We start from the raw sequence: 25,103 nt of genomic DNA on the forward strand, positions 1-25,103 counted from the left end.
AGGATTACGTGACGACTAAGGAAGCGAGTGCCCCAGTGAGCACCCCGGAGAACGGCACAACCGAGGAATTCCCGGTGGATGACGTGGTGATCGAAGAGACCACCGCGGACGTCGAGGACGCTGAGGGCTTCGCCGACGCCGACGAGTTCGCGGCGGACGCCGAAGAGGCCGAGCCCGCGCAGCCCGCGGCCGAGATCTCCGACGAGCCCGCCGACCCGGTCGCCGAGATGACCGCCGCGCTGCGTCGCGCGCCCGGTGACTGGTACGTCGTGCACTCTTACGCCGGGTACGAGAACAAGGTGAAGACCAATCTCGAGACCCGTGTGCAGAACCTCGGTCTCGAGGACTACATCTTCCAGGTCGAGGTGCCGACCGAAGAGGTCACCGAGATCAAGAACGGCCAGAAGAAGAACGTCAACCGCAAGGTGCTGCCGGGCTACATCCTGGTCCGCATGGAGCTGAACGACGAGTCCTGGGGCGCGGTGCGCAACACCCCCGGTGTCACCGGTTTCGTCGGCGCCACCTCGCGTCCCTCGCCGCTGACCATTCCGGACGTGGTGAAGTTCCTGGTCCCGGCCGCGCAGCAGAAGAAGGCCGCCGCGCCGGCCGCCGCCGCTGCCGCCGCCACGACCGGTGGCGACACCACCGTCGCGAAGCCGATCATCGAGGTCGACTTCGAGGTCGGCGAGTCGGTGACCGTCATGGACGGCCCGTTCGCGACCCTGCCGGCCAGCATCTCCGAGGTCAACGCCGAGCAGCAGAAGCTCAAGGTGCTGGTCTCGATCTTCGGCCGCGAGACCCCGGTCGAACTGGCGTTCACGCAGGTCGCCAAGATTTAGTCGCAGGGAGGCGGTGGCCCGGGTTTCACCCGGTGTCACCGCCTTTTTCGCGTTCACGTAGACTTGCCGGGTTGTGCCTAGGGCCTGATCTCGAGCTGCCCTGGGCGCAAGTCCCGGAAAAGGCTTACGGGTGATCCGTAAGGAACCTAACCAAGGAAGAAAGATGCCCCCGAAGAAGAAGAAGGTCGCTGGGCTCATCAAGCTCCAGATCCAGGCCGGCCAGGCCAACCCGGCTCCGCCGGTGGGTCCGGCGCTGGGTCAGCACGGCGTCAACATCATGGAGTTCTGCAAGGCGTACAACGCGGCGACCGAGTCGCAGCGTGGCAACGTCATCCCGGTCGAGATCACGGTCTACGAAGACCGCACGTTCGACTTCAAGCTGAAGACGCCGCCCGCCGCGCGTCTGCTGCTGAAGGCCGCCGGTGTGCAGAAGGGCTCCGCCGAGCCGCACCGCACCAAGGTCGCGCAGATCACCATGGACCAGGTCCGTGAGATCGCCAAGACCAAGCAGGAAGACCTGAACGCCAACGACATCGACGCCGCGGCGAAGATCATCGCTGGTACTGCCCGCTCGATGGGTATCACCATCGCGGAGTAAGAGCCTTCCGGCTCGGTGGGAGGGACCGCCTGTCCCGCACCACTTCTGACTTAGACAAGGACAGATCAACATGGCAAAACGAAGCAAGGCTTATCTCGAGGCGGCCGCCAAGGTCGACCGCGCTGCTCTCTACGCTCCGCTGGCCGCCGCGCGGCTCGCGAAGGAGACCGCCACCACCAAGACCGACGCGACCGTCGAGGTTGCCGTCCGTCTGGGTGTCGACCCGCGTAAGGCCGACCAGATGGTCCGCGGCACCGTCAACCTGCCGCACGGCACCGGTAAGACCGCCCGCGTCATCGTGTTCGCCGTCGGTGACAAGGCCGCCGAGGCCGAGGCCGCCGGTGCCGACGCCGTGGGCGCCGAGGACCTGATCGAGCGCATCCAGGGCGGCTGGCTGGAGTTCGACGCCGCGATCGCCACCCCGGACCAGATGGCCAAGGTCGGTCGTATCGCTCGCGTGCTGGGCCCGCGTGGCCTGATGCCGAACCCGAAGACCGGCACGGTCACCCCCGATGTCACCAAGGCTGTCAACGACATCAAGGGCGGCAAGATCAACTTCCGCGTCGACAAGCAGGCCAACCTGCACTTCGTGATCGGCAAGGCTTCCTTCGACGAGAAGAAGCTGGCCGAGAACTACGGCGCCGCCCTCGACGAGATCCTGCGTGTCAAGCCCTCCACCGCGAAGGGCCGCTACGTCAAGAAGGTGACGTTCTCGACGAACACCGGACCGGGCATCCCGGTGGATCCGAACCGCACCCGCAACTTCGCCGAAGAGGACTGAGTCCCTTCCGCGTAGCGTAGCGACGCAAGAACATCCAAGGGCCGGCACGAGAAATCGTGCCGGCCCTTGGTGTTGGTTGGGGTGCTCCGAGCGTCACAGGTCGTGGAGGCCGCAGATCGGGTCGCCGGTGCTCATGGTGCACAGGGATCGGATGAGCGTGCCCACGATCGGGGTGACGATGGCGGCTGATCCGGCCTGGAGCAGTGCGGATCCGGCGTCGACGCCTGCCGATCCGGTCGTGCGCGGGGGCAACGTGACATCGGCGTTCGCCGGAACCGCGGCGAGGCCCGCGATCGCGGTGGAAAGTGCCACGGCGGCAAGGACTTTCGAGACCGTTCTGGTCATTGTTTCCTCCTGGAGCCAGTTGCGCCGACACTATCCGAGATCAGCCAGTTTGAAATACCCCATTTTTACAGTCTGTCGCGTCCGGAAATTCGATGACAGGGTGCGCACATGCGCCGCCTCGCCTTGACTCTCACCGCAGCCGCCCTCCTCGCCGGACTGCTGGCCGCCCCAGCCGCCGTTGCCGAGCCTGTCACGCTGGTGCCGGCGCCGGTCGCCGATTCCGGATCTGCCATCCCCACGAACTGGGGCGACGGGTCTCTGCTCTACCTGCTGCCAGGGGCGGTGCTGGTGGGGATTCCATTCATGGGATCCGCCGAGCTGCTGGGCTGCGGATACTGGGACGCTCCTCGCTCCACCACACCGCAATGTCAGCTGATGTACGCCTTCTTCTCGGGCAGCAGCACCCTGAGCGGGGTGCGCTGACATGCGCCGACTCGTTTTCGCCCTGACCGCCGCCACGGTGGCGGCGGGCGCGATCGCGGCGCCCGTCGCATCCGCCCAGCCCCTCGAACCGCCGACCGCCATCGCCGACAGCGGTTCGCTGGCCGACGGCTCCGGCCCGCTGGGCACCCTGCCCTTGATCGTGCTCTTCTTCCCCTACGCCGGATCGGCGATCGCGCTGGGCTGCCCGCTCGGCTCGGGGTCGGGCACCGGCCAGGGCACTCAGGACCCCAACCGTCCCGAACACTGCAAGATGCTGGACAACCTCTACTTCGGCAGTGCGTAGCAGCGCACGGCGATCGAGCGGGCCTGCGCTGCTCTCCGCACCCCGTTTTGGCGTATCGATGCTGGTCCGCTATATTGGACGACGGTCATCGACATGCTCTCCGGAGTTTCGGTGATCACCCCACATCGTTCTACCGAAGACCGTTGGTTGCTGCCGTCAGGCGGCTGAAGGTCCGGCGATATTGCCGGCGACCCACGCAGGGAGAGCCGAGGTCGGGAAGCCCGCGAGAGATCGCGATCGTTTCTTGTGCGCCCCGGGTTCGCTCTGCGACCGGGGCGTTAGCTTTGTCGCCGGCCCCTGTTGGCGGAACTCGGTAGTTCATACGAGAACCGACCATCCAGAGAGGAGGCGAAGTATGGCGAATTCTGAGAAGGTCACCGCGGTCGCGGAGATCACCGAGCAGTTCAAGGCGTCCACCGCGACGGTTGTCACGGAGTACCGCGGTCTGTCGGTCAGCAAGATCACCGAGCTGCGTCGTGCGCTCGGCGCGAACGCTACTTACTCCGTCGCCAAGAACACCCTGGTCAAGCGCGCTGCCGCCGAGGCGGGCGTGGCTGGCCTGGATGACTTGTTCGTCGGTCCGACCGCTATCACCTTCATCACCGGCGAGCCGGTCGAGGCCGCCAAGGCGCTGAAGGCGTTCGCCAAGGACAACAAGGCGCTCATCATCAAGGGCGGCTACATGGACGGCGCTGCGCTGTCCGTGGCTGAGGTCGAGCGCATCGCCGACCTCGAGTCGCGCGAGGTGCTGCTGGCCAAGCTGGCCGGCGCCATGAAGGGCAACCTGTCGAAGGCTGCCGGCCTGTTCGCCGCCCCCGGCAACCAGGTCGCGCGCCTCATGGCCGCGCTGCAGGAGAAGAAGCAGGCCGAGGGTGGCGCTGCCGCTCCGGCCGCCGACGCTGCTGCCGACGCCGAATAAGTCACTACCCCAAACCTATTCGTCGCCGCGGCGCGGTGACGGAACTACCGAAAGGAAATATCAATGGCCAACGTTGATGAGCTGCTCGAGACCTTCGCCGGCATGACCCTGCTGGAGCTGTCCGAGTTCGTGAAGGCGTTCGAGGACAAGTTCGAGGTCACCGCTGCCGCTCCGGTCGCCGTCGCCGTCGCGGGTGCCGCCGGCGCCCCGGCCGAGGCCGCCGAGGAGCAGGACGAGTTCGACGTCATCCTCGAGGGTGCCGGCGACAAGAAGATCCAGGTCATCAAGGTCGTGCGTGAGATCGTCTCCGGCCTGGGCCTGAAGGAAGCCAAGGACCTGGTCGAGGGCGCCCCGAAGCCGATCCTGGAGAAGGTCGCCAAGGACGCCGCCGAGGCTGCCAAGGCGAAGCTCGAAGAGGCCGGCGCCAAGATCACCATCAAGTAAGACGGTGTGTCTCACCGGGGTCACAACCCCGGTGGCGCGGTAATTGTGAAAAGGGCGGTTCCCATTGTGGGACCGCCCTTTTCGCGTATTCTGCTGCCGTGATTGGCGCGTGATCGGTACTGCAATGCGAATGTTGCTACCGACCGGTCAGGTCCCGGTGTCCGAGACGGTATATATGCGATACAGTGACCGGACCTACTGTGACGCGCCACACCGCGCGAAATTTGTGGCGGAACGTCCCACATGTAGGGCGCTCGTCGGAGAAAGTGGAGGTTGGCGTGGGCGTCGAGGTCAGGACCGAAGGCATCACGAAGTCGTTCGGATCCCAGCGTATTTGGCAGGACGTCTCGCTGACGTTGCCTCCGGGGGAAGTCAGCGCTCTGCTCGGCCCGTCGGGTACCGGTAAGTCCGTCTTCCTGAAGTCGTTGATCGGTCTGCTCCGTCCGGAGAAGGGCTCGATCTACATCGACGGCACCGACATCACCACCTGCTCGAACAAGGATCTGTACGAGATCCGCAAGCTGTTCGGCGTCCTCTTCCAGGACGGCGCGCTGTTCGGGTCGATGAACCTGTTCGACAACACGGCCTTCCCGTTGCGCGAGCACACCAAGAAGAGCGAATCCGAGATCAAGAAGATCGTCATGGAGAAGCTCGAGCTGACCGGTCTGCTCGGCGCCGAGGGCAAGCTGCCCGGCGAGATCTCCGGCGGTATGCGCAAGCGTGCCGGCCTGGCTCGCGCGCTGGTGCTGGACCCGCAGATCATCCTCGTCGACGAGCCGGACTCCGGTCTGGATCCCGTTCGTACGACCTACCTCTCGCAGCTGTTGATCGACATCAACGCGCAGATCGACGCGACGATCCTGATCGTCACGCACAACATCAACCTGGCCCGTACGGTGCCGGACAACATCGGCATGCTGTTCCGCCGCAATCTGGTCATGTTCGGTCCCCGCGAGGTGCTGCTCACCTCGGAGGAGCCGGTGGTCAAGCAGTTCCTCAACGGCCGCATGCAGGGCCCGATCGGTATGTCCGAGGAGAAGGACGAAGCCCAGATGGCCCGCGAGCAGGCCATGTTCGACTCGGGTCACCACGCCGGTGGCGCGGAGGAGATCGAGGGCATCATCCCGCAGATGCGGGCGCAGCCGGGCATGCCGGTGCGTGGTGCGGTGGGCCGTCGCCGTGAGCGGGTCCGCCAGATCATGCACACCCTGCCGCCCGCCGCGCAGGAGGCGATCCGGGAGTCCATGGCCGAGAACGGCGATGCCGACACGCAGGTGATGCCCGCGTACCAGGGTGGCTACGACTCCACGGTTCGACAGAACCTAACTAACGGGTAACATACGGCCCGTGAACCCCTCCTCGACGCGACTGCGCACCTCGGTCGAGTCGGGACTTGCCCAGGCCGGCAATGTTTTCGGACTCTTTCTCGACGTGTTCCGGAAGACGTTCCGCCGGCCTTTCCAGTGGCGGGAGTTCATCGAGCAATCGTGGTTCATCGCGAGCGTCTCGATCCTCCCCGCCGCACTGGTGGCAATCCCGTTCGGCGCCGTGGTGGCCCTGCAGACCGGCTCGCTCATCAAGCAGCTGGGGGCGGAGAACTTCACCGGCGCGACCAGCGTGCTGGCCACGGTCCAGCAGGCCGCACCGGTGGTGACCGCATTGATCATCGCCGGAGCCGCCGGCTCCGCTGTGGCCGCCGATCTCGGCTCGCGCACCATTCGCGAGGAGATCGACGCCATGGAAGTGCTCGGCATCGATCCCATTCAGCGCCTGGTGGTTCCGCGCGTGCTGGGCATGATGCTGGTCGCCTTCCTGCTCAACGGCATGGTCTCGGTCGTCGGCATCTGCGGCGGCTACTTCTTCAACGTGGGTCTGCAGGGCGGCACGCCGGGCGCGTACCTGGCGTCCTTCTCCGCCCTCGCACAGATCCCCGACCTGGTGATCGGTGAGATCAAGGCACTGATCTTCGGTGTGGTGGCGGGCGTGATCGCCGCCTACAAGGGCCTGCATCCCAAGGGGGGACCGAAGGGCGTGGGTGACGCGGTGAACCAGTCGGTGGTCATCACGTTCCTCGTGCTCTTCTTCCTGAACCTCATCCTCACCCTGATCTATCTTCAGGTCGTACCCGCAAAGGGCGCGTGACAATGGTTGTTTCGCAGCGCTCCACCGTTTTCTCCCGGTCGGCGCGTCGGGTCAAGCCCGCGCTCATGGCACCGGTCAACATGGTCGACAAGGCCGGCGACCAGATGTCGTTCTACTCGCGGGCGATCGGCGCCATCCCACGGACCATCGTGCACTTCCGCAAGGAGGTCACCCGGCTGCTGGCCGAGGTGACCTTCGGGTCGGGCGCGCTGGCGGTCATCGGCGGCACCATCGGCGTCATCGTGTTCATGTCGGCCTCGGTCGGTGTGGTGGTGGGCCTGCAGGGCTTCAAGGCGCTCGACGCCCTGGGCTCGGGCGTGCTCACCGGCTTCCTCACCGGGTACATCAACACCCGTGAGCTCGCGCCCCTGGTTGCGGCACTGGCACTTTCGGCGACGGTCGGCTGTGGTTTCACCGCGCAGCTGGGCGCCATGCGGATCTCCGAGGAGATCGACGCGCTCGAGGTGATGGCGGTGCCGTCGGTGCCGTTCCTGGTGACCACCCGCGCCATCGCGGGCTTCCTCGCGGTGATCCCGCTGTACGTGGTCGGCCTGCTGGGCACCTACCTGGCCTCGCGGTTGATCAGCATCTACTTCAACGGGCAGTCGAGCGGCTCCTACGACCACTACTTCGCGTTGTTCCTGCCACCCGAGGACGTGCTCTATTCGTTCGTGAAGGTGCTGGTCTTCGCGTTCGTGATCATCCTCGTGCACTGCTACTACGGCTACAACGCCACCGGCGGTCCCGCGGGTGTCGGCGTGGCCGTGGGCCGCGCCGTGCGCGCCGCGATCGTGCTGATCAACGTGCTGGACTTCTTCCTTTCCCTGGCGATCTGGGGCACGACGACGACGGTGCGGGTGGCGGGATGAACGGTCAGCGGCCGGAGGAGGCAGCTTGCGTAACCACGCAGGCCGCCCGCTCATCCCGGATGGAGTCAGCATGAGCAACCCGGAGCGCGGGCAGACGCTGAAGAAGCGGACCCTGGGCGTGCTGTTCTTCGCGCTGGTGGCGCTGTTCCTGTGGACCACCATCGCCGTCTACAACAAGCAGTTCGTGGACACGGTGCGGGTCAACCTGGTCACCGACACCGTCGGCAACGCGCTGACCCGCAACGCGGACGTGAAGGTCCGCGGCGTGACCGTCGGCGAGCTGCGTTCGAGCAGCTACGACGGCAAGAACGTGCACCTGGACCTGGCCATCGACCCCGCCAAGGCGGACAAGATCCCGTCCAACGTGACCGCGCGGCTGCTGCCCAAGACGCTGTTCGGTGAGCGCTACATCGACCTGGTGTGGCCGGACAGCCCGCAGGGCCACCTCACCGAGGGCCTCACCCTGCACCAGGACACCTCCGGCAACGCCGTCGAGGTGAGCCAGCTGCTGGACCACATCCTGCCGCTGCTGCAGGCGATTCCGCCGCAGTACCTGTCCTCCACGCTGGGCGCGCTGTCCAACGCGCTGCAGGGTCAGGGCGAGGAGCTGGGCAAGACCATCGACCGGCTCGACGACATCGTGACCCAGGTGAACGGCGTGATGCCGACCCTGCAGGACGATCTGAAGAGCCTGGCCGACGTGGCGACCACCTACTCCGACGCCGCGCCGCAGCTGGTGTCCGCGCTGGACAACCTGCGCACCACCAACGCGACCGTGGTGCAGAAGAAGTCGCAGATCGACACCCTGCTGGCGACGCTCACCCCGAGCGCCACCACCACCGCCGACTTCCTGCTGCTCAACCGCGACAACATCATCGACGTGGCCGCGGACTCGCGGCCCGCGCTGGAGCAGCTGGCCAAGTACTCGCCCAGCTACAGCTGCGCGCTGGCCGGTTTCGCCGAGCTGAAGCCGCGCATCGACACGCTCTTCGGCAAGGGCACCGACATGCCGGGTTCGCGGGTGAGCGTCTCGATCGTGAACCCGCGCGGGCGCTACGTTCCCAACCAGGACGAGCCGCGCTGGTTCGATTCGCGCGGTCCGCTCTGCATTCCGATGTACCCGCCCTTCACCGATCCGGGTCAGTACACCGACGGTTCCGCGAACGACGGCTCCTACCAGCCGCCGAGCCGGAACCCGGGTGACCAGAACATCGGCCGGATGCAGGCGCCGCAGTACAAGGTGTACGGGCCCCAGACGCCGACGACCGCGTACTCGCCGCAGGAGTCCCAGGCGCTGGGCACGATCTACGGTGCCGCCCACGGCGTTTCGCCCGAGGAGGTGCCCAGCTGGGTCACCAAGATCGCCGCGCCCGCCTTCCGCGGCAGTGAGGTGAGCGTCAAGTGAAGGATCTGTTGCGCGGCCTCGGGCCGACGCTGACCAAACTGATCGCCTTCATTCTCGTCACGGTCTTCCTGACGGGCGTGCTGGCGCTCACCATCGCCAACTACGGTGGCGGCGGCACCAAGTTCAATGCCCGCTTCACCGACGTGACCTCCCTGAACAAGGGTGACGAGGTCCGGGTCGCGGGTGTCCGCGTCGGCAAGGTGACCAATGTGGCCATCGTGGACAAGCGCCTGGCCAATGTGGAATTCGAACTGACCGACCGGGATTGGCTGCCCGCCTCGACCACGGCGACCATCAAGTACCGGAACCTGGTGGGCCAGCGCTACATCGCGCTGGAGCAGGGGACCGGGCAGCAGGGCCGCAAGCTGAACAAGGGCGCGACGATCCCGCTGGAGCGCACCAAGCCCGCGGTCAATCTGACCGAGCTGTTCAACGGCTTCCGCCCGTTGTTCCAGACCCTCACCCCCGAGGACGTCAACAAGCTGTCCTACGAGATCATCCAGGTCTTCCAGGGCGAGTCCGGCACCATCGCGGACCTGGTGGCCAACACCGCCTCGCTGACCAACAAGATCGCCGACAAGGACGCGGTGATCGGTGAGCTGATCAAGAACCTGAATCTGGTGCTGGACAGCATCAATTCGCGCGGCGACCAGCTCGACCAGTTGATCGTGAACACCGAGGCGCTGGTCTCCGGCCTGAACGCCGAGCGCGGCACCATCGGTTCCGCGGTCTCCTCGCTGGGCGGCCTGGCCCAGGCCACCGCCGACCTGCTGGTCCCGGTGCGGCCGAACCTGCAGGGCGCGATCGCGGGCCTGAACCAGCTGACCTCGACCCTGAATCAGCGAAAGGACGAGGTCGACGAGGGCCTGACCAACCTGCCGATCAAGATGGAGAAGCTGGGCCGCGCCGCCTCCTACGGCTCCTGGTTCCAGTTCTATCTGTGCGGCATCGACATCGTCGCGGGGCCGGGCGTCAAGGACGCGCCGCAGCTGAACTTCCCGCCCGCGCTCCAGAACCTGCCGACGGTGAATCAGCCGATCTACACGAACCCGGCGCCGCGCTGCCACGGGAAGGGAGGCCGCTGATGGATGACCGCATTGTCATGGGCAAGCGCAGTCCGGCATTCATGGGCGGGCTGGGCCTGTTCCTGGTGCTGCTGGTGACCTTGTCCGCGTTCAACCTGGACAAGCTGCCGCTGATCGGGGCGGGCACCAAGTACACCGCCGAGTTCTCCGAGGCCGCGGGCCTGAAGAAGGGCAACGAGGTCCGCATCGCCGGCGTGAAGGTCGGCGCGGTCTCCGATGTCCGCCTCGACGGCGACAAGGTGCTGGTCGACTTCCGCACTCAGGACGCCTGGATCGGCAACGAGACCACCGCGTCCATCCAGATCAAGACGCTGCTGGGCCAGAAGTACCTGGCGCTCGACCCCAAGGGCGACCGCACCGCGAACCCGCGCGATCGGATTCCGTTGTCGCGCACCGTGTCTCCCTACGATGTGGTGGACGCCTTCAGCGACGCCGCCAAGAACATCGAGGAGACCAACACCGGGCAGCTCGCGCAGAGCTTCCAGGTGCTCTCGGACGCCTTCTCCGCGACCCCGCCGCAGCTGCGCGGGTCCATCGACGGCGTGGCCCGGCTCTCGGAGTCGCTGGCCAAGCGCGACGACCAGCTCAAGAAGCTGTTCGCCGCCACCCGGACCACCTCCAAGGTGCTGGCCGACCGCAATCAGGAGTTCGAGCGGCTGCTCGCCAACGGCGGCCAGCTGATCGCGGAACTCAATGTCCGCCAGCAGGCCATCCACCAGTTGCTGACCGGCGCGAAAACCGTTGCGGCGGAACTGACCGCGCTGGTCAAGGACAACGAGGAGCAGATCGGCCCGGCGCTGACCAACCTCAACAAGACGATCGACATGCTCAACGACCACCAGGCCGACCTGTCCAAGACCCTCACGCTGGCGGCGCCCTTCTACGGGCTGTACTCCAACGTGCTGGGCACCGGCCGCTGGTTCGACGCGGTCATCACGAACCTGATTCCGCCGGCGCTGCCCGATATTCCGGGCAACCGCGATCCGATTCGCAAGTTGGGAGGGTAACTCGTGGCGAAGAATCCGCTGACCGCGCTGAGCGGCACCAGCCGTAAGAGCAAGATCATCGCCGTGGTGGCCGTCCTGGCGGTCGCGCTCGCGGGCGTCGCGTGGTGGAGCTACGACCGGCTCGAAACCACCAAGATCACCGCGTATTTCGACAAGTCGATCGGCATCTACAAGGGCTCCGACGTCCGGGTCCTGGGCGTCCCGGTGGGCCGCGTGGACTCGGTGACCCCCAAGGGCGACGTCGTCGAGGTCGTCATGAAGGTCGACCGCAAGTACGACATCCCCGCCGACGCCAAAGCCGCCCAGATCACCCCCTCCGTGGTGTCGGACCGGTACATCCAGCTCGCGCCCGCCTACAAGGGCGGACCCAAGATGGGGCGCAACGCCACCATCCCCAAGGAGCGCACCGCGACCCCGGTCGAGGTGGACCGCCTCTACAAGAGCATCACCGAACTGTCCGAGGCGCTCGGCCCCAACGGCGCCAACAAGGACGGCGCGCTGAACCAGCTGGCCCGCACCGGCGCCGAGAACCTGGCCGGCAACGGTGACGCGCTGGGCAACAGCTTCACCCAGCTGTCCAGGGCCGCGCACGTGCTCTCCGACTCGCGCACCGACATCTTCGACACGGTCAAGAACCTGCAGACCTTCGTGCAGACCCTGGCCGACAACGACGCGCAGGTCCGGACCTTCAACACGCAGCTGGCCTCGCTGGCCGGGTTCCTGTCCGACGAGCGCCAGACCCTCGGCGACGCGCTGAGCCTGCTCTCGGTCGCGCTCGGCGACGTGGCCCGGTTCATCGACAACAACCGGGAACTGGTGCAGTCCAACGCGGACGCGCTGACCAAGGTCACCCAGACCCTCGCCGATCAGCGCGACGATCTGGCCAAGGCGCTGCCGCTCATCCCGACCGCGCTGAGCAACCTGATCAACGTGCACAACGGTGAGAGCGGGACGCTCGACATGCGCCCCAACTTCACCGATCTACAGGACCCGTTCGGCGTCATCTGCAAGATGCTGGACCTGGGCAAGCTGCGCCCCGGCGACCCCAAGTTCGAGGCCATCTCGCGGCAGCTCGGGCCGATCCTGAACAACTGCAAGCTGATCACCGACCAGCTCACCGCGGGCGTGAAGACGCCGTCGCTGGTGCTGCCCTTCGGCATCCTCAGCGGCGAGAACGAACAGCGCACCGCGGTGCCCGGCTCGGTGCCCGGCAATCCGTCCGACCAGCTGCCGCCGTCGCAGCAGGAAGGTGGACAGCGATGAGCGCCAACCGGATCCGGCGCGCGGCGCTGGTCGCCACCTCGCTCGGCGCGGTGACGCTGGTGGCGGCGGGCTGTGGCGCGGAAAGCATTCCGCTGCCCGGCGGCCCGAACATCGGCAAGAATCCGCTGCACCTCGACATCCGCTTCGCCGACGTGCTGGATCTGGTCCCGCAGTCCACGGTGAAGGTGGACGGCGTGGCCGTGGGCCGGGTCGACAAGATCCGCATCGCCCCCGACAACGCCTGGGAAGCCAGCGTGCAGGTGCTGGTCAACGATGACGTCAACCTGCCCGCCAATGCCCGGGCCGAGGTCAAGCAGACCAACCTGCTGGGCGAGAAGTACATCGAGCTGTCCGCGCCCGCCAAGGACGCCGATTCCGCGCGCCTGAAGGACGGGGCCCGCATCCCCGTCGAGAACACCCGCACCGCCACCGAGGTGGAGCAGGTACTCGGCGCGCTGTCGCTGCTGCTCAACGGTGGCGGCGTGGCGCAGCTGCAGCCGATCATCGTGGAGCTCAACAAGACTCTGGACGGCCGCGAGGGCAAGGTCCGGGATCTGTTGAACCAGGCCAACACCCTGATCAAGGGCCTCGACGACCAGGTCGGCAACATCACCCGCGCGCTGGACAGCCTGAACACGCTGAGCAGCCGGGTGAGCACCCAGACCACCCAGATCACCAAGATCCTCGACGAGCTGCCCGCGGGCATCAAGATCCTCAATGAGCAACGGCCGCAACTGATCCAGCTGCTGACCCAGCTGGACCGGGTCGGCCAGGCCGGGATCGACGTGCTGGACAAGTCCAAGGAGAACCTGATCACCGACCTGTCCTCGCTGCGGCCCACGCTGCAGGCGCTGGGCGCGTCGGCCGGTGACCTGGTGACGGCGTTCCCGCTCATCCCCACCTATCCATTCCCGGACGAGGCCATCAAGTCCGCGTTCGGCGGCCAGGTCAACACCTGGCTCTCGGTGGATCTGCAGATCGGCGGCCTGCTGTCGAATCTCGGTGTGGGCAAGCCGGATCCGCAGTACCTGCCGCCCGCGGGCCGCCAGGTCAATGTGGATCCGACCAACCCGTACTACAACGGCAACGGGCCGCGCGGCGGCTGGCCGACCGTCTCGCTGCTGCCCCTGCCGTCCACCGTGGCGCGGCCCACCGGGCAGCCGGGACCGACCGATCCGCTCGGATCGATCCTCGAGCAGCTGGGAGTAGGTGGTCCGCGATGACTCGTCTGGTGCGTAATCAGCTGATCGCCTTCGCGATCATCGCCGTGCTCGGCGTCGTCTTCGTCGGCGCCAAATACGTGCGGCTGGACAATATGCTCGGCTTCGGGCTGTACAAGGTGAAGGTGCAGGCCACCGAGACCGGCAACCTGTCCAAGGGTGCGGAGGTCACCTACCGCGGCGTCCCCGTCGGCCGGGTCGGCGACCTCGACATCACCCCCGACGGCGTGCTCATCACCCTGGAGATGAACTCCTCCAAGCCCAAGGTCCCCGCCAACGCCAAGGCCGTGGTCGCCGACCGCTCCGCCATCGGCGAGCAGTTCGTGGACCTGCTGCCCTCCAGCGACGGCGGGCCGTACCTGAAGGACGGCTCGGTCATCACCGGCGCGCAGCTGCCCATCCATGTGGAGGACCTGCTCACCAGCGTCGACACCTTCGCCGGCACCACCGACCTGAAGGCGTTGTCCACCACCATCACCGAGCTCGGCAAGGCCTTCGACGGCAAGGGCGACGACCTCAAGATCCTGATCGACTCGCTCAACAAGTTCACCGCCACCGCGAGCGGCGACAACCTGCAGCAGACCCTGGCCCTGATCCGGTCCGCCCACACCGTGCTGGGCACCCAGGCCGAACAGTCCCCGGCGATCCTGCAGTTCAGCGACGGCCTCGACAAGCTCACCGCGCAGCTGAAGTCCAGCGACCCGGACATCCGCCGCCTGATCGGCACCGGCACCGACGCGGGCTCCTCGATCAACCGCCTGCTCCAGGAGAGCGGTCCGGCCCTCACCAAGGACCTGACCAACCTGCGGGTCCTGTTGCGGGCCATCTCGCCGAAGTTCTACGCCCTCGGCCCGGTGCTGGCCATGCTGCCGCTGCTGCCGCTCGGCGGCTCGTCCACCGCGCCCGGTGACGGCACCACCCACTTCGGCCTGGTGCTCGAGACCAACAACCCGCCCGCCTGCACGCTGGGATACGAAGGCACGCAACGGATTCTGGACCAGATGAAGGCCCAGAACCCCAACTTCGACGACACTCGCGACGACTTCCCGCTCAACACCGCGGCCACCTGTGCGGTGCCGCAGGGCAGCGAGACCGCCGTGCGCGGCGGGGCCCGCGCCGAACTCGCCGACCCCAATGTCGCGCAGCCGTGGGACGACAAGCCCAAGTACGACCCGGAGAAGCTCAACCTGAACCCGGTGGCCACCCAGCTGTCCACCCTCATGGGCATCACTCCCAAGCACTGACCGGCAGGAGAGGAAAGTATGGTGGCGGCGTGAGCCAGGACAAGGACAGCGAATCGGGGGCGAACCTCGAGAAGCCGGCGGTCGAGCCGGTTCCCGACACGACCCCGGACGCGTCCCAGGCCGACGCCGTCACCACCGAACCTCGCGATCCGCGCACCCTGGCCCGGATCGGCGCGGCCGGTCTGCTGGCCGTCTCGGTCGTCGCCGCCGCTGTCATCGGGTTCCTGTGGATCGGGGACAGCAAGGACGAGTCCCGGGCCGAGGCCCGCGACGCCGCCCTCACCGACGCCCGACAGGCCGCGGTCAACCTCATGTCGATCAATCCCGACGACATCGACGGATCGCTGGCGAACATCCGGTCATCGATGACGGGGGACCTGCTGAAGCAGCAGGAGGACGGGCAGGAACAGCTCAAGCAGACCGCGCAGGAGTCCAAGACGCGGATCGAGTCCGCGGTCGAGGGCATCACGCTCACCTCGCTCAACAGTGAACGCGACCATGCCTCGGCCTTCGCGGTCCTGAAGATCACCCGCAGCTGGCCCGGCGGCCAGCCCGCCTCCTTCCGCCAGCTGTGGACCCTCGACCTGGTCAAGCAGGGCAGCACCTGGAAGGCCGAGAAGGCGCAGAACCTGGGCGAACCGGTGCCGCTGGGCTCCGGACAGCCCGCCCAGCAGCCGACCACGGCACCCAAGCCGGGCAACTAGGAGGGAGTGACCATGGCCAACCGGAAACGACCCGTCAATCGCGTCACCCCGCGCCGCCCGGCCGCCCAGCGCGGCACCGCGTCGCGGACCACCGCCGCGGACGTGAGCGCCCGGTCCACCACCGAGCGTTCCGAGAACACCGCCTCGCGCGCCACCCCGCGCGGTCGGGTCCGGGCCGGTATCCGCGGCCGGGGCCCGGCCAAAGACCGTGCCTCGCAACAGTATTCCAAGCTGACCGGGCAGGGCGGGTTTTGGCCCAACTGGGGCATCGCGACCGTCTGCGCGGCGCTGTCGGCCCTGCTGCTGGCCTTCGCGATCGTGGGTGCGGTGAATCACTGGGTGAGCAAGCCCAACTCCGGCTCCGGCAATCTCGCCTACGTCGACAACGCGGCCACCGACGAGGTCAAAGCCGCCGCCGACCACGCCCTGACCACGCTCTACGGCTACAAGGCCGCCGAGATCGACAAGTGGAAGGGTTCGGTCAACTCGGTCCTCACCGAGAAGATGCAGAAGGACTTCGCCAAGTTCGTCGACACCACCGTCGACACCATCAAGCAGACCCAGACCGACACCACGGTCAAGACCGACCCGATCGGCGTGACGCTGCTCACCGGCGACCGGGCCGAGCTGCTGGTGAATCTGAACATCTCCGCCGTCAAGGACGGCAAGCCCGAGCCCCTCGCGTCGGGCCCGATCGTGCTGCGGATGCAGAAGACCGACGGCCACTGGCTGGCCTCGGAGATCACCGACAAGTAGGCCGTGGAGATCCCCGGCGGGAGTCGGGGATCACCGGTAAGTCGGTCGTCACATCGCCTGCTCGCCGCCGTCTTTCCGGCATTGCGCGACGTCGGAGGGTGATCTTGCTCTGCGACAGGCGATCTCGCGTTTTGTCAACTCGGCCCGCCACTTGACGACTTTCGTCCTAGCCGTCACGCTATTCACAACAGCGGCGGCTGTCACAGGAGACAACTCGCCGGCGTGGGCACTGTGAACGCAGCCAGCGGACTCTGAGGCCCGGCCGGACACTTGTGAAGACCGCCACTCGGCTGTGGCGGTATCGGCGATCTGAACGCCGGGAATATCGACACGGACACACCGGGGCGAAGTTGACGCCCACGGATCGCCACGGGTGGTACTTTGACACCCCCGTAGGTTTGGGTGTAGTTTTGGACGTTGCGCTGGCTGCCTCCTGTCCATACCTCGATCGCATCACGAAAGTTTCGCCTTCCGGTGTTACTTCCGCTGTCTGCTGTTCGGGTTTCGTTCGGGTCGTAACCAGCGGAATTCGTAGCAGACAAGCGACGGTCGCGGACCACCACGCGACGCGCGTTAGGTGCTGGAAGGACGCATCTTGGCAGTCTCCACCCAGACCAAGGCCGGTATCCCCGGAGCCCCGAAGCGGGTGTCTTTCGCGAAGATTCGTGAACCCCTGGAGGTTCCCGGACTTCTCGATCTACAAACCGAATCGTTCGCCTGGCTGGTCGGTTCAGCAGACTGGCGTGAGCGTGCCACCGCGCGCGGCGACGTCACCAACCCCACCGGGGGCCTCGAGGAGGTGCTCGAGGAGCTGTCTCCGATCGAGGACTTCTCCGGCTCCATGTCGCTGTCCTTCTCCGACCCGCGCTTCGAAGAGGTCAAGGCCTCCATCGAGGAGTGCAAGGACAAGGACATGACCTATGCGGCTCCGCTGTTCGTGACCGCGGAGTTCATCAACAACAACACCGGTGAGATCAAGTCTCAGACGGTCTTCATGGGTGACTTCCCGATGATGACCGACAAGGGCACGTTCATCATCAACGGCACCGAGCGCGTCGTCGTGTCGCAGCTCGTCCGTTCCCCGGGTGTGTACTTCGACTCGTCCATCGACAAGTCCACCGAGAAGACGCTGCACTCCGTGCGCGTCATTCCCTCGCGCGGCGCGTGGCTGGAGTTCGACGTCGACAAGCGCGACACCGTCGGTGTCCGCATCGACCGCAAGCGTCGTCAGCCGGTCACCGTGCTGCTCAAGGCGCTGGGCCTGACCACCGAGGAGATCACCGAGCGCTTCGGTTTCTCCGAGATCATGATGTCCACCCTCGAGAAGGACTCCACCCCGGGTCAGGACGAGGCGCTGCTCGACATCTACCGCAAGCTGCGTCCGGGCGAGCCGCCGACCAAGGAGTCCGCGCAGACCCTGCTGGAGAACCTGTTCTTCAAGGAGAAGCGCTACGACCTGGCGCGCGTCGGTCGCTACAAGATCAACAAGAAGCTGGGCCTGAACCTGGACCAGCCGGTCACCGGCTCGACGCTGACCAAGGAAGACATCGTCGCGACGATCGAGTACCTGGTCCGTCTGCACCAGGGCGATCGCCTCATGACCGCCCCCGGCGGCTCCGAGGTCCCGGTCGACGTCGACGACATCGACCACTTCGGCAACCGTCGTCTGCGGACGGTTGGCGAGCTGATCCAGAACCAGATCCGCGTGGGTCTCTCGCGTATGGAGCGTGTCGTGCGTGAGCGCATGACCACTCAGGACGTCGAGGCCATCACCCCGCAGACCCTGATCAACATCCGTCCCGTCGTGGCGGCGATCAAGGAGTTCTTCGGCACCTCGCAGCTGTCACAGTTCATGGACCAGAACAACCCGCTCTCGGGTCTGACCCACAAGCGTCGTCTGTCGGCGCTGGGCCCGGGTGGTCTGTCCCGTGAGCGCGCCGGCCTGGAAGTCCGTGACGTCCACCCGTCGCACTACGGCCGCATGTGCCCGATCGAGACCCCGGAAGGCCCGAACATCGGCCTGATCGGTTCGCTCTCGGTCTACGCGCGGGTCAACCCGTTCGGTTTCATCGAGACCCCGTACCGCAAGGTCGTCGACGGCCGCGTCACCGATGAGGTCAAGTACCTCACCGCCGACGAAGAGGACCGCCACATCCGCGCCCAGGCGAACTCGCCGGTCGACGCGGACGGCCGCTTCCTCGAGGACCGCGTCCTCGCCCGCCACGGCAACGAGGAAATGGAATACGTCGACGCCAGCGCGGTCGACTACATGGACGTCTCGCCGCGCCAGATGGTGTCGGTCGCGACCGCCATGATTCCGTTCCTCGAGCACGACGACGCCAACCGTGCCCTCATGGGCGCGAACATGCAGCGTCAGGCCGTGCCGCTGATCCGTTCCGAGTCGCCGCTGGTCGGCACCGGTATGGAGCTGCGTGCCGCGGTCGACGCCGGTGACGTGGTCGTGAACCAGAAGGCCGGCGTGGTCGAAGAGGTCTCGGCCGACTTCATCACCGTCATGCACGACGACGGCACCCGTCGTTCGTACCGCCTGCGCAAGTTCGAGCGTTCCAACCAGGGCACCTGCGCCAACCAGCGTCCGATCGTGGACGAGGGCACCCGCGTGGAGGCCGGGCACGTGCTCGCCGACGGTCCGTGCACCGAGAACGGTGAGATGGCCCTGGGCAAGAACCTGCTCGTGGCGATCATGCCGTGGGAAGGCCACAACTACGAGGACGCGATCATCCTGTCGCAGCGCCTCGTGGAGGACGACGTGCTCACCTCGATCCACATCGAGGAGCACGAGATCGACGCTCGCGACACCAAGCTCGGCGCCGAGGAGATCACCCGGGACATCCCGAACGTCTCCGACGAGGTCCTGGCGGACCTGGACGAGCGTGGCATCGTGCGCATCGGCGCGGAGGTCCGGGACGGCGACATCCTGGTCGGCAAGGTCACCCCGAAGGGTGAGACCGAGCTGACCCCCGAGGAGCGCCTGCTGCGCGCCATCTTCGGTGAGAAGGCCCGCGAGGTCCGCGACACCTCCCTGAAGGTGCCCCACGGTGAGTCCGGCAAGGTCATCGGCGTGCGCGTGTTCTCGCGTGACGACGACGACGATCTGCCCCCGGGCGTCAACGAGCTGGTCCGCGTCTACGTCGCGCAGAAGCGCAAGATCCAGGACGGCGACAAGCTCGCCGGTCGCCACGGCAACAAGGGCGTCATCGGCAAGATCCTCCCGCAGGAGGACATGCCGTTCCTGCCCGACGGCACCCCGGTCGACATCATCCTGAACACCCACGGTGTGCCGCGTCGTATGAACATCGGTCAGGTGCTGGAAACCCACCTGGGTTACATCGCCAAGACCGGTTGGCAGGTCGAGGGTTCTCCCGATTGGGCGAAGAACCTGCCGGCCGAGATGATCGGTCAGCCCGCCGACACGAACATCGCCACCCCGGTGTTCGACGGTGCGCGCGAGGAGGAGCTGACCGGCCTGCTCGGTTCGACTCTGCCGAACCGCGACGGCGAGAAGATGATCAACGACGACGGCAAGGCGATCCTGCTGGACGGCCGCTCCGGTGAGCCGTTCCCGTACCCGGTGTCCGTCGGCTACATGTACATCCTGAAGCTGCACCACCTGGTCGACGACAAGATCCACGCGCGTTCGACCGGTCCGTACTCGATGATCACGCAGCAGCCGCTGGGTGGTAAGGCGCAGTTCGGTGGTCAGCGCTTCGGTGAAATGGAATGTTGGGCCATGCAGGCGTACGGCGCGGCCTACACCCTGCAGGAGCTGCTCACCATCAAGTCGGACGACGTGGTCGGCCGCGTGAAGGTGTACGAGGCGATCGTCAAGGGCGAGAACATTCCGGAGCCGGGTATCCCGGAGTCGTTCAAGGTTCTGCTCAAGGAACTCCAGTCGCTCTGCCTCAACGTGGAGGTGCTGTCCTCGGACGGCGCCGCCATCGAGATGCGTGACGGCGACGACGAGGACCTGGAGCGCGCCGCGGCGAACCTGGGTATCAACCTGTCCCGCAACGAGGCTGCGACGGTCGACGACCTGGCGCAGTGAGCGAACGGTCCGGGAAGGCCGATCGGATTCGAGAAGCCTTCCCGGGCAACGGATTTAGCGAACTTTTGCTCATACTCAACCCGAACAGGGGAAAGGAAGTTACGTGCTAGACGTCAACTTCTTCGATGAACTCCGGATCGGCCTGGCGACCGCCGAAGACATTCGTAACTGGTCTTTCGGCGAGGTCAAGAAGCCGGAGACCATCAACTACCGCACGCTGAAGCCGGAGAAGGACGGCCTCTTCTGCGAGAAGATCTTCGGTCCCACCCGGGACTGGGAGTGCTACTGCGGTAAGTACAAGCGCGTCCGCTTCAAGGGCATCATCTGCGAGCGCTGTGGTGTCGAGGTGACTCGCGCCAAGGTGCGTCGTGAGCGCATGGGCCACATCGAGCTGGCCGCTCCGGTCACCCACATCTGGTACTTCAAGGGTGTCCCGTCGCGTCTGGGCTACCTGCTCGACCTCGCGCCGAAGGATCTGGAAAAGATCATCTACTTCGCCGCGTACGTCATCACCTCGGTGGACGACGAGCTGCGCCACAACGAGCTCTCCACGCTCGAGGCGGAGATGGAGGTCGAGAAGAAGACCGTCGCCGACCAGCGTGACGCCGACCTCGAGGCCCGCGCCCAGAAGCTGGAAGCCGACCTGGCCGAGCTGGAGGCCGAGGGCGCCAAGTCCGACGTCCGCCGCAAGGTCAAGGACGGCGGCGAGCGCGAGATGCGTCAGCTGCGCGACCGCGCCCAGCGTGAGCTGGACCGGCTCGACGAGATCTGGACCACCTTCACCAAGCTGGCCAAGAAGCAGCTGATCATCGACGAGGTGATCTACCGCGAGCTGCAGGACCGCTACGGCGAGTACTTCACCGGCGCCATGGGCGCCGAGGCGATCCAGAAGCTCATGGAGACCTTCGACATCGCCGCGGAGGCCGAGAACCTGCGCGAGACCATCCGGACGGGCAAGGGCCAGAAGAAGCTTCGCGCCCTGAAGCGTCTGAAGGTCGTGGCCGCGTTCCAGACCAACGGCAACTCGCCGATGGGCATGGTCCTCGACGCCGTTCCGGTGATCCCGCCGGAGCTGCGCCCGATGGTGCAGCTGGACGGTGGCCGCTTCGCGACCTCCGACCTGAACGACCTGTACCGCCGCGTCATCAACCGCAACAACCGTTTGAAGCGACTGATCGATCTGGGTGCGCCCGAGATCATCGTGAACAACGAGAAGCGCATGCTTCAGGAGTCGGTGGACGCGCTGTTCGACAACGGCCGTCGCGGCCGTCCGGTCACCGGTCCGGGTAACCGCCCGCTGAAGTCCCTGAGCGATCTGCTCAAGGGCAAGCAGGGTCGTTTCCGTCAGAACCTGCTCGGCAAGCGTGTCGACTACTCCGGCCGTTCGGTCATCGTGGTCGGTCCGCAGCTGAAGCTGCACCAGTGCGGTCTGCCCAAGCTGATGGCGCTCGAGCTGTTCAAGCCGTTCGTCATGAAGCGTCTGGTCGACCTGAACCACGCGCAGAACATCAAGTCCGCCAAGCGGATGGTCGAGCGTCAGCGTCCCCAGGTGTGGGATGTCCTCGAAGAGGTCATCTCCGAGCACCCGGTGCTGCTGAACCGTGCGCCCACCCTGCACCGCCTGGGTATCCAGGCCTTCGAGCCGCTGCTGGTCGAAGGTAAGGCCATCCAGCTGCACCCGCTCGTGTGTGAGGCGTTCAACGCCGACTTCGACGGTGACCAGATGGCCGTGCACCTCCCGCTGTCCGCGGAGGCGCAGGCCGAGGCCCGCATCCTGATGCTGTCCTCGAACAACATCCTGTCGCCGGCCTCGGGTCGTCCGCTCGCCATGCCGCGTCTGGACATGGTGACCGGCCTGTTCTACCTGACCCGTCTGGAAGAGGGCGCGGTCGGCGAGTACAAGGCCGCCACCAAGGACGAGGCCGAGTTCGGCGTCTACTCCTCGCCCGCCGAGGCGCAGATGGCCGTGGACCGCGGCGACCTGACCGTGCGTTCGCTGATCAAGGTCCGCCTGACCGATCAGCGTCCGCCGAAGGACGTCGAGGCCGAGCTGTTCCCGGACGGCTGGCAGCGTGGTGACGCGTGGACCTGCAAGACCACCCTGGGTCGCGTGCTCTTCAACGATCTGCTCCCGGCGGACTACGCGTTCATCGACGAGCCGATGCCGAAGAAGCGTCAGGCGGCGATCATCAACGATCTCGCCGAGCGCTACCCGATGATCGTGGTCGCGCAGACCGTCGACAAGCTCAAGGACGCCGGCTTCTACTGGGCCACGCGTTCGGGTGTCACCGTCTCCATGTCGGACGTGCTCGTTCCGCCGGAGAAGGCGGAGATCATGGCGCGCTACGACGCGCAGGCCGATCAGATCGAGAAGAAGTACCAGCGTGGTGCTCTCGACCACCAGGAGCGCAACAACGCCCTGGTCAAGATCTGGCAGGAAGCGACCGAAGAGGTCGGTAAGGCGCTGCGTGCGCACTACCCGGCCGACAACCCGATCATCACGATCGTCGACTCGGGCGCCACGGGTAACTTCACCCAGACTCGTACCCTCGCGGGCATGAAGGGTCTGGTGACCAACCCGAAGGGTGAGTTCATCCCGCAGCCGATCAAGTCCTCCTTCCGTGAGGGCCTGACGGTTCTGGAGTACTTCATCAACACCCACGGTGCGCGAAAGGGTCTGGCCGACACCGCGCTTCGTACCGCCGACTCGGGTTACCTGACCCGTCGTCTGGTGGACGTGTCGCAGGACGTCATCGTGCGCGAGACCGACTGTGGCACCGAGCGCGGCATCGTGGTGCCGATCGCGGAGAAGCAGGCCGACGGCTCCGTCATCCGTGACGCGCACGTCGAGACCAGCACCTACGCTCGCACCCTGGCGACCGACGCGATCGACGCCAACGGCAATGTCGTCGTCGAGAAGGGCCACGACCTGGGCGACCCCGCCCTGGAGGCGCTGCTCGAGGCCGGCATCACCGAGGTGAAGGTCCGCTCCGTGCTGACCTGCACCACCGGCACCGGCGTCTGCGCCACCTGCTACGGCCGCTCGATGGCGACCGGCAAGCTGGTGGACATCGGTGAGGCCGTCGGTATCGTCGCCGCCCAGTCCATCGGTGAGCCCGGTACCCAGCTGACCATGCGTACCTTCCACCAGGGTGGTGTCGCGGGTGACGACATCACGGGTGGTCTGCCCCGCGTGCAGGAGCTCTTCGAGGCTCGTGTGCCCAAGGGCAAGGCCCCCATCGCCGAGGTGTCGGGTCGCGTGCGGCTCGAGGACGACGACCGCTTCTACAAGATCACGATCATCCCGGACGACGGGTCGGACGAGGTCCTGTACGACAAGCTGTCGAAGCGTCAGCGTCTGCGGGTGTTCAAGCACGAGGACGGCTCCGAGCGTCTCCTGGCCGACGGTGACCACGTCGAGGTCGGTCAGCAGCTGCTCGAGGGCTCGGCCGATCCGCACGAGGTGCTGCGCGTGATGGGCCCGCGTCAGGTGCAGGTCCACCTGGTCCACGAGGTCCAGGAGGTGTACCGCTCGCAGGGTGTGTCCATCCACGACAAGCACATCGAGGTGATCGTCCGCCAGATGCTGCGCCGCGTCACCATCATCGATTCGGGTGCGACCGAGTTCCTCCCGGGTTCGCTGGTGGAGCGCGCCGAGTTCGAGTCCGCCAACCGCCGCGTGGTCGCGGAGGGTGGCGAGCCCGCCTCGGGTCGTCCGGTGCTCATGGGTATCACCAAGGCGTCGCTCGCGACCGATTCGTGGCTGTCGGCGGCCTCCTTCCAGGAGACCACCCGCGTGCTCACGGACGCCGCGATCAACTGCCGCTCCGACAAGCTGATCGGCCTGAAGGAGAACGTGATCATCGGTAAGCTGATCCCGGCCGGTACCGGTATCAACCGCTACCGCAACATCCAGGTGCAGCCGACCGAAGAGGCCCGCCAGGCGGCGTACGCTGTCCCGTCCTACGACGACAGCTACTACAGCCCGGACGGCTTCGGCACTTCCACCGGTGCCGCGGTTCCGCTGGACGACTACGGCTTCAGCGATTACCGCTAAGCGTGTAGCCAGGCAATAGAATTCGGCCCCCGCTCCCTGTCGGAGCGGGGGCCGAACTCTTTCCCGCTCGAGCGCGGTGCGCGGGTCTATGCTGTTTGCGACGAAGTAACCGGCCCCCGTCGCAGGGGAGGAGCTGACGTGTTCGCTCGAAGTGCTCTCGTTTCGGTCGTCTGCTGTGGAGCGGCCCTGTCGTTGTCCTTGCCGCTCGCACTGTCGCTACCGCTCGCCGCCGCCGATCCCGGTGGCGCACTGGGCGGCTGCCGCCACGGCGGCGTCCTGACCGGCGCGCTGATTCCGGGGACCGGCAGCGTAGGCCAGAGCGTCCACCGCGAGGCGGACGTCTGGGCCTGCTCGAGCCCGCTGCTGCCCGGTATCGAATCCGGCCACTTCACCGCCGAATTGCCGTTCAACGCCCTCGATTCGCCGTCGTTGAGCCGATTCGACTGGACCGACGGCAGTGTCAGTCAGGTGATCGGCCGACCCAACGGCCTGTGGACGATTGTGGACGGCCCCGGCAACGGGCACACCTTCCGTTTCGACCTCGCGCAGGAGATGAACGTGTGGTGGTACCACTGGAACCACAGCATGCCGGTGGAGTCGGTCAGCTTCCTGGCGTGAATCCCGGTGGGGGA

At 66.3% G+C, this 25,103-nt stretch carries 22 protein-coding genes; 21 read left to right on the forward strand and 1 reads right to left on the reverse strand.

Going from position 1 to position 25,103, the window contains the following annotated elements; genetic code table 11:
- Positions 1-35 precede the first annotated feature (35 nt).
- From nusG to rplA, 3 genes are all read left to right on the forward strand, one after another.
- A complete protein-coding gene (gene nusG / locus ACFYTS_RS08400) occupies positions 36-839 on the forward strand; it encodes a transcription termination/antitermination protein NusG (protein WP_387302282.1) in 804 nt (267 codons plus the stop codon).
- A gap of 163 nt (positions 840-1,002) precedes the next feature.
- The gene (rplK, locus tag ACFYTS_RS08405) at positions 1,003-1,437 is read left to right on the forward strand and encodes a 50S ribosomal protein L11 (protein ID WP_357091071.1); all 435 of its coding nucleotides are present in this window, start codon (positions 1,003-1,005) and stop codon (positions 1,435-1,437) included.
- 70 nt (positions 1,438-1,507) lie between these two features.
- Positions 1,508-2,218, forward strand: coding sequence for a 50S ribosomal protein L1 (gene rplA, locus ACFYTS_RS08410; protein ID WP_357091073.1), 711 nt, complete (start codon positions 1,508-1,510; stop codon positions 2,216-2,218).
- Between the two features lie 93 nt (positions 2,219-2,311).
- Here rplA and ACFYTS_RS08415 read toward each other — a convergent pair whose 3' ends face one another.
- Positions 2,312-2,563 carry a hypothetical protein gene (locus ACFYTS_RS08415; RefSeq protein ID WP_357281782.1) on the reverse strand — a complete coding sequence of 84 codons (252 nt, stop codon included), beginning with the start codon at positions 2,561-2,563 and terminating at the stop codon, positions 2,312-2,314.
- A gap of 108 nt (positions 2,564-2,671) precedes the next feature.
- Here ACFYTS_RS08415 and ACFYTS_RS08420 point away from each other — a divergent pair, with 108 nt between their 5' ends.
- The 18 genes from ACFYTS_RS08420 to ACFYTS_RS08505 all read left to right on the forward strand — a co-directional run bounded on the left by ACFYTS_RS08420 (position 2,672) and on the right by ACFYTS_RS08505 (position 25,089).
- On the forward strand, positions 2,672-2,986 hold the full coding sequence (locus ACFYTS_RS08420) for a hypothetical protein (RefSeq protein ID WP_357281781.1): 315 nt from the start codon (positions 2,672-2,674) through the stop codon (positions 2,984-2,986).
- A gap of 1 nt (position 2,987) precedes the next feature.
- The gene (locus ACFYTS_RS08425) at positions 2,988-3,290 is read left to right on the forward strand and encodes a hypothetical protein (protein WP_357281779.1); all 303 of its coding nucleotides are present in this window, start codon (positions 2,988-2,990) and stop codon (positions 3,288-3,290) included.
- A 355-nt stretch (positions 3,291-3,645) separates the two neighbouring features.
- The gene (rplJ, locus tag ACFYTS_RS08430; protein ID WP_357091081.1) at positions 3,646-4,209 is read left to right on the forward strand and encodes a 50S ribosomal protein L10; all 564 of its coding nucleotides are present in this window, start codon (positions 3,646-3,648) and stop codon (positions 4,207-4,209) included.
- Between the two features lie 63 nt (positions 4,210-4,272).
- Positions 4,273-4,653 (forward strand): 50S ribosomal protein L7/L12, encoded by a 381-nt coding sequence (gene rplL, locus ACFYTS_RS08435; protein WP_357091083.1) that lies wholly within the window; start codon positions 4,273-4,275, stop codon positions 4,651-4,653.
- A 278-nt stretch (positions 4,654-4,931) separates the two neighbouring features.
- Positions 4,932-5,990 (forward strand): ABC transporter ATP-binding protein, encoded by a 1,059-nt coding sequence (locus tag ACFYTS_RS08440; protein WP_387302286.1) that lies wholly within the window; start codon positions 4,932-4,934, stop codon positions 5,988-5,990.
- A 10-nt stretch (positions 5,991-6,000) separates the two neighbouring features.
- On the forward strand, positions 6,001-6,795 hold the full coding sequence (locus tag ACFYTS_RS08445) for an ABC transporter permease (protein WP_357091085.1): 795 nt from the start codon (positions 6,001-6,003) through the stop codon (positions 6,793-6,795).
- An 80-nt stretch (positions 6,796-6,875) separates the two neighbouring features.
- A complete protein-coding gene (locus tag ACFYTS_RS08450) occupies positions 6,876-7,664 on the forward strand; it encodes an ABC transporter permease (RefSeq protein WP_379095702.1) in 789 nt (262 codons plus the stop codon).
- A 70-nt stretch (positions 7,665-7,734) separates the two neighbouring features.
- Entirely contained in the window at positions 7,735-9,069 is a 1,335-nt protein-coding gene (locus ACFYTS_RS08455; RefSeq protein ID WP_357281777.1) for an MCE family protein, read from the forward strand.
- An 8-nt stretch (positions 9,070-9,077) separates the two neighbouring features.
- On the forward strand, positions 9,078-10,154 hold the full coding sequence (locus ACFYTS_RS08460; RefSeq protein WP_387302857.1) for an MCE family protein: 1,077 nt from the start codon (positions 9,078-9,080) through the stop codon (positions 10,152-10,154).
- A complete protein-coding gene (locus tag ACFYTS_RS08465) occupies positions 10,154-11,161 on the forward strand; it encodes an MCE family protein (protein WP_357281775.1) in 1,008 nt (335 codons plus the stop codon). The genes ACFYTS_RS08460 and ACFYTS_RS08465 overlap by 1 nt, the downstream gene beginning before the upstream one ends.
- Before the next feature lie 3 nt (positions 11,162-11,164).
- Positions 11,165-12,424: an MCE family protein gene (locus tag ACFYTS_RS08470; RefSeq protein WP_387302289.1), complete on the forward strand. Its 1,260-nt coding sequence runs from the start codon at positions 11,165-11,167 to the stop codon at positions 12,422-12,424.
- Complete coding sequence (locus ACFYTS_RS08475) at positions 12,421-13,647, forward strand: MCE family protein (protein ID WP_387302291.1); 1,227 nt, start codon at positions 12,421-12,423, stop codon at positions 13,645-13,647. The genes ACFYTS_RS08470 and ACFYTS_RS08475 overlap by 4 nt, the downstream gene beginning before the upstream one ends.
- Positions 13,644-14,888 (forward strand): MlaD family protein, encoded by a 1,245-nt coding sequence (locus ACFYTS_RS08480; protein ID WP_357281771.1) that lies wholly within the window; start codon positions 13,644-13,646, stop codon positions 14,886-14,888. The genes ACFYTS_RS08475 and ACFYTS_RS08480 overlap by 4 nt, the downstream gene beginning before the upstream one ends.
- Before the next feature lie 29 nt (positions 14,889-14,917).
- Positions 14,918-15,592, forward strand: coding sequence for a hypothetical protein (locus ACFYTS_RS08485; RefSeq protein ID WP_357281770.1), 675 nt, complete (start codon positions 14,918-14,920; stop codon positions 15,590-15,592).
- A gap of 12 nt (positions 15,593-15,604) precedes the next feature.
- Complete coding sequence (locus tag ACFYTS_RS08490) at positions 15,605-16,348, forward strand: hypothetical protein (protein ID WP_379092360.1); 744 nt, start codon at positions 15,605-15,607, stop codon at positions 16,346-16,348.
- A gap of 577 nt (positions 16,349-16,925) precedes the next feature.
- The gene (locus tag ACFYTS_RS08495) at positions 16,926-20,414 is read left to right on the forward strand and encodes a DNA-directed RNA polymerase subunit beta (RefSeq protein ID WP_357281766.1); all 3,489 of its coding nucleotides are present in this window, start codon (positions 16,926-16,928) and stop codon (positions 20,412-20,414) included.
- Positions 20,415-20,517: 103 nt separating this feature from the next.
- Complete coding sequence (locus tag ACFYTS_RS08500) at positions 20,518-24,471, forward strand: DNA-directed RNA polymerase subunit beta' (RefSeq protein WP_357091103.1); 3,954 nt, start codon at positions 20,518-20,520, stop codon at positions 24,469-24,471.
- Between the two features lie 138 nt (positions 24,472-24,609).
- Positions 24,610-25,089, forward strand: coding sequence for a hypothetical protein (locus tag ACFYTS_RS08505; RefSeq protein WP_387302294.1), 480 nt, complete (start codon positions 24,610-24,612; stop codon positions 25,087-25,089).
- Positions 25,090-25,103 lie beyond the last annotated feature (14 nt).

The organism is Nocardia sp. NPDC004151, from assembly GCF_042874235.1.
Lineage (GTDB): Bacteria > Actinomycetota > Actinomycetes > Mycobacteriales > Mycobacteriaceae > Nocardia.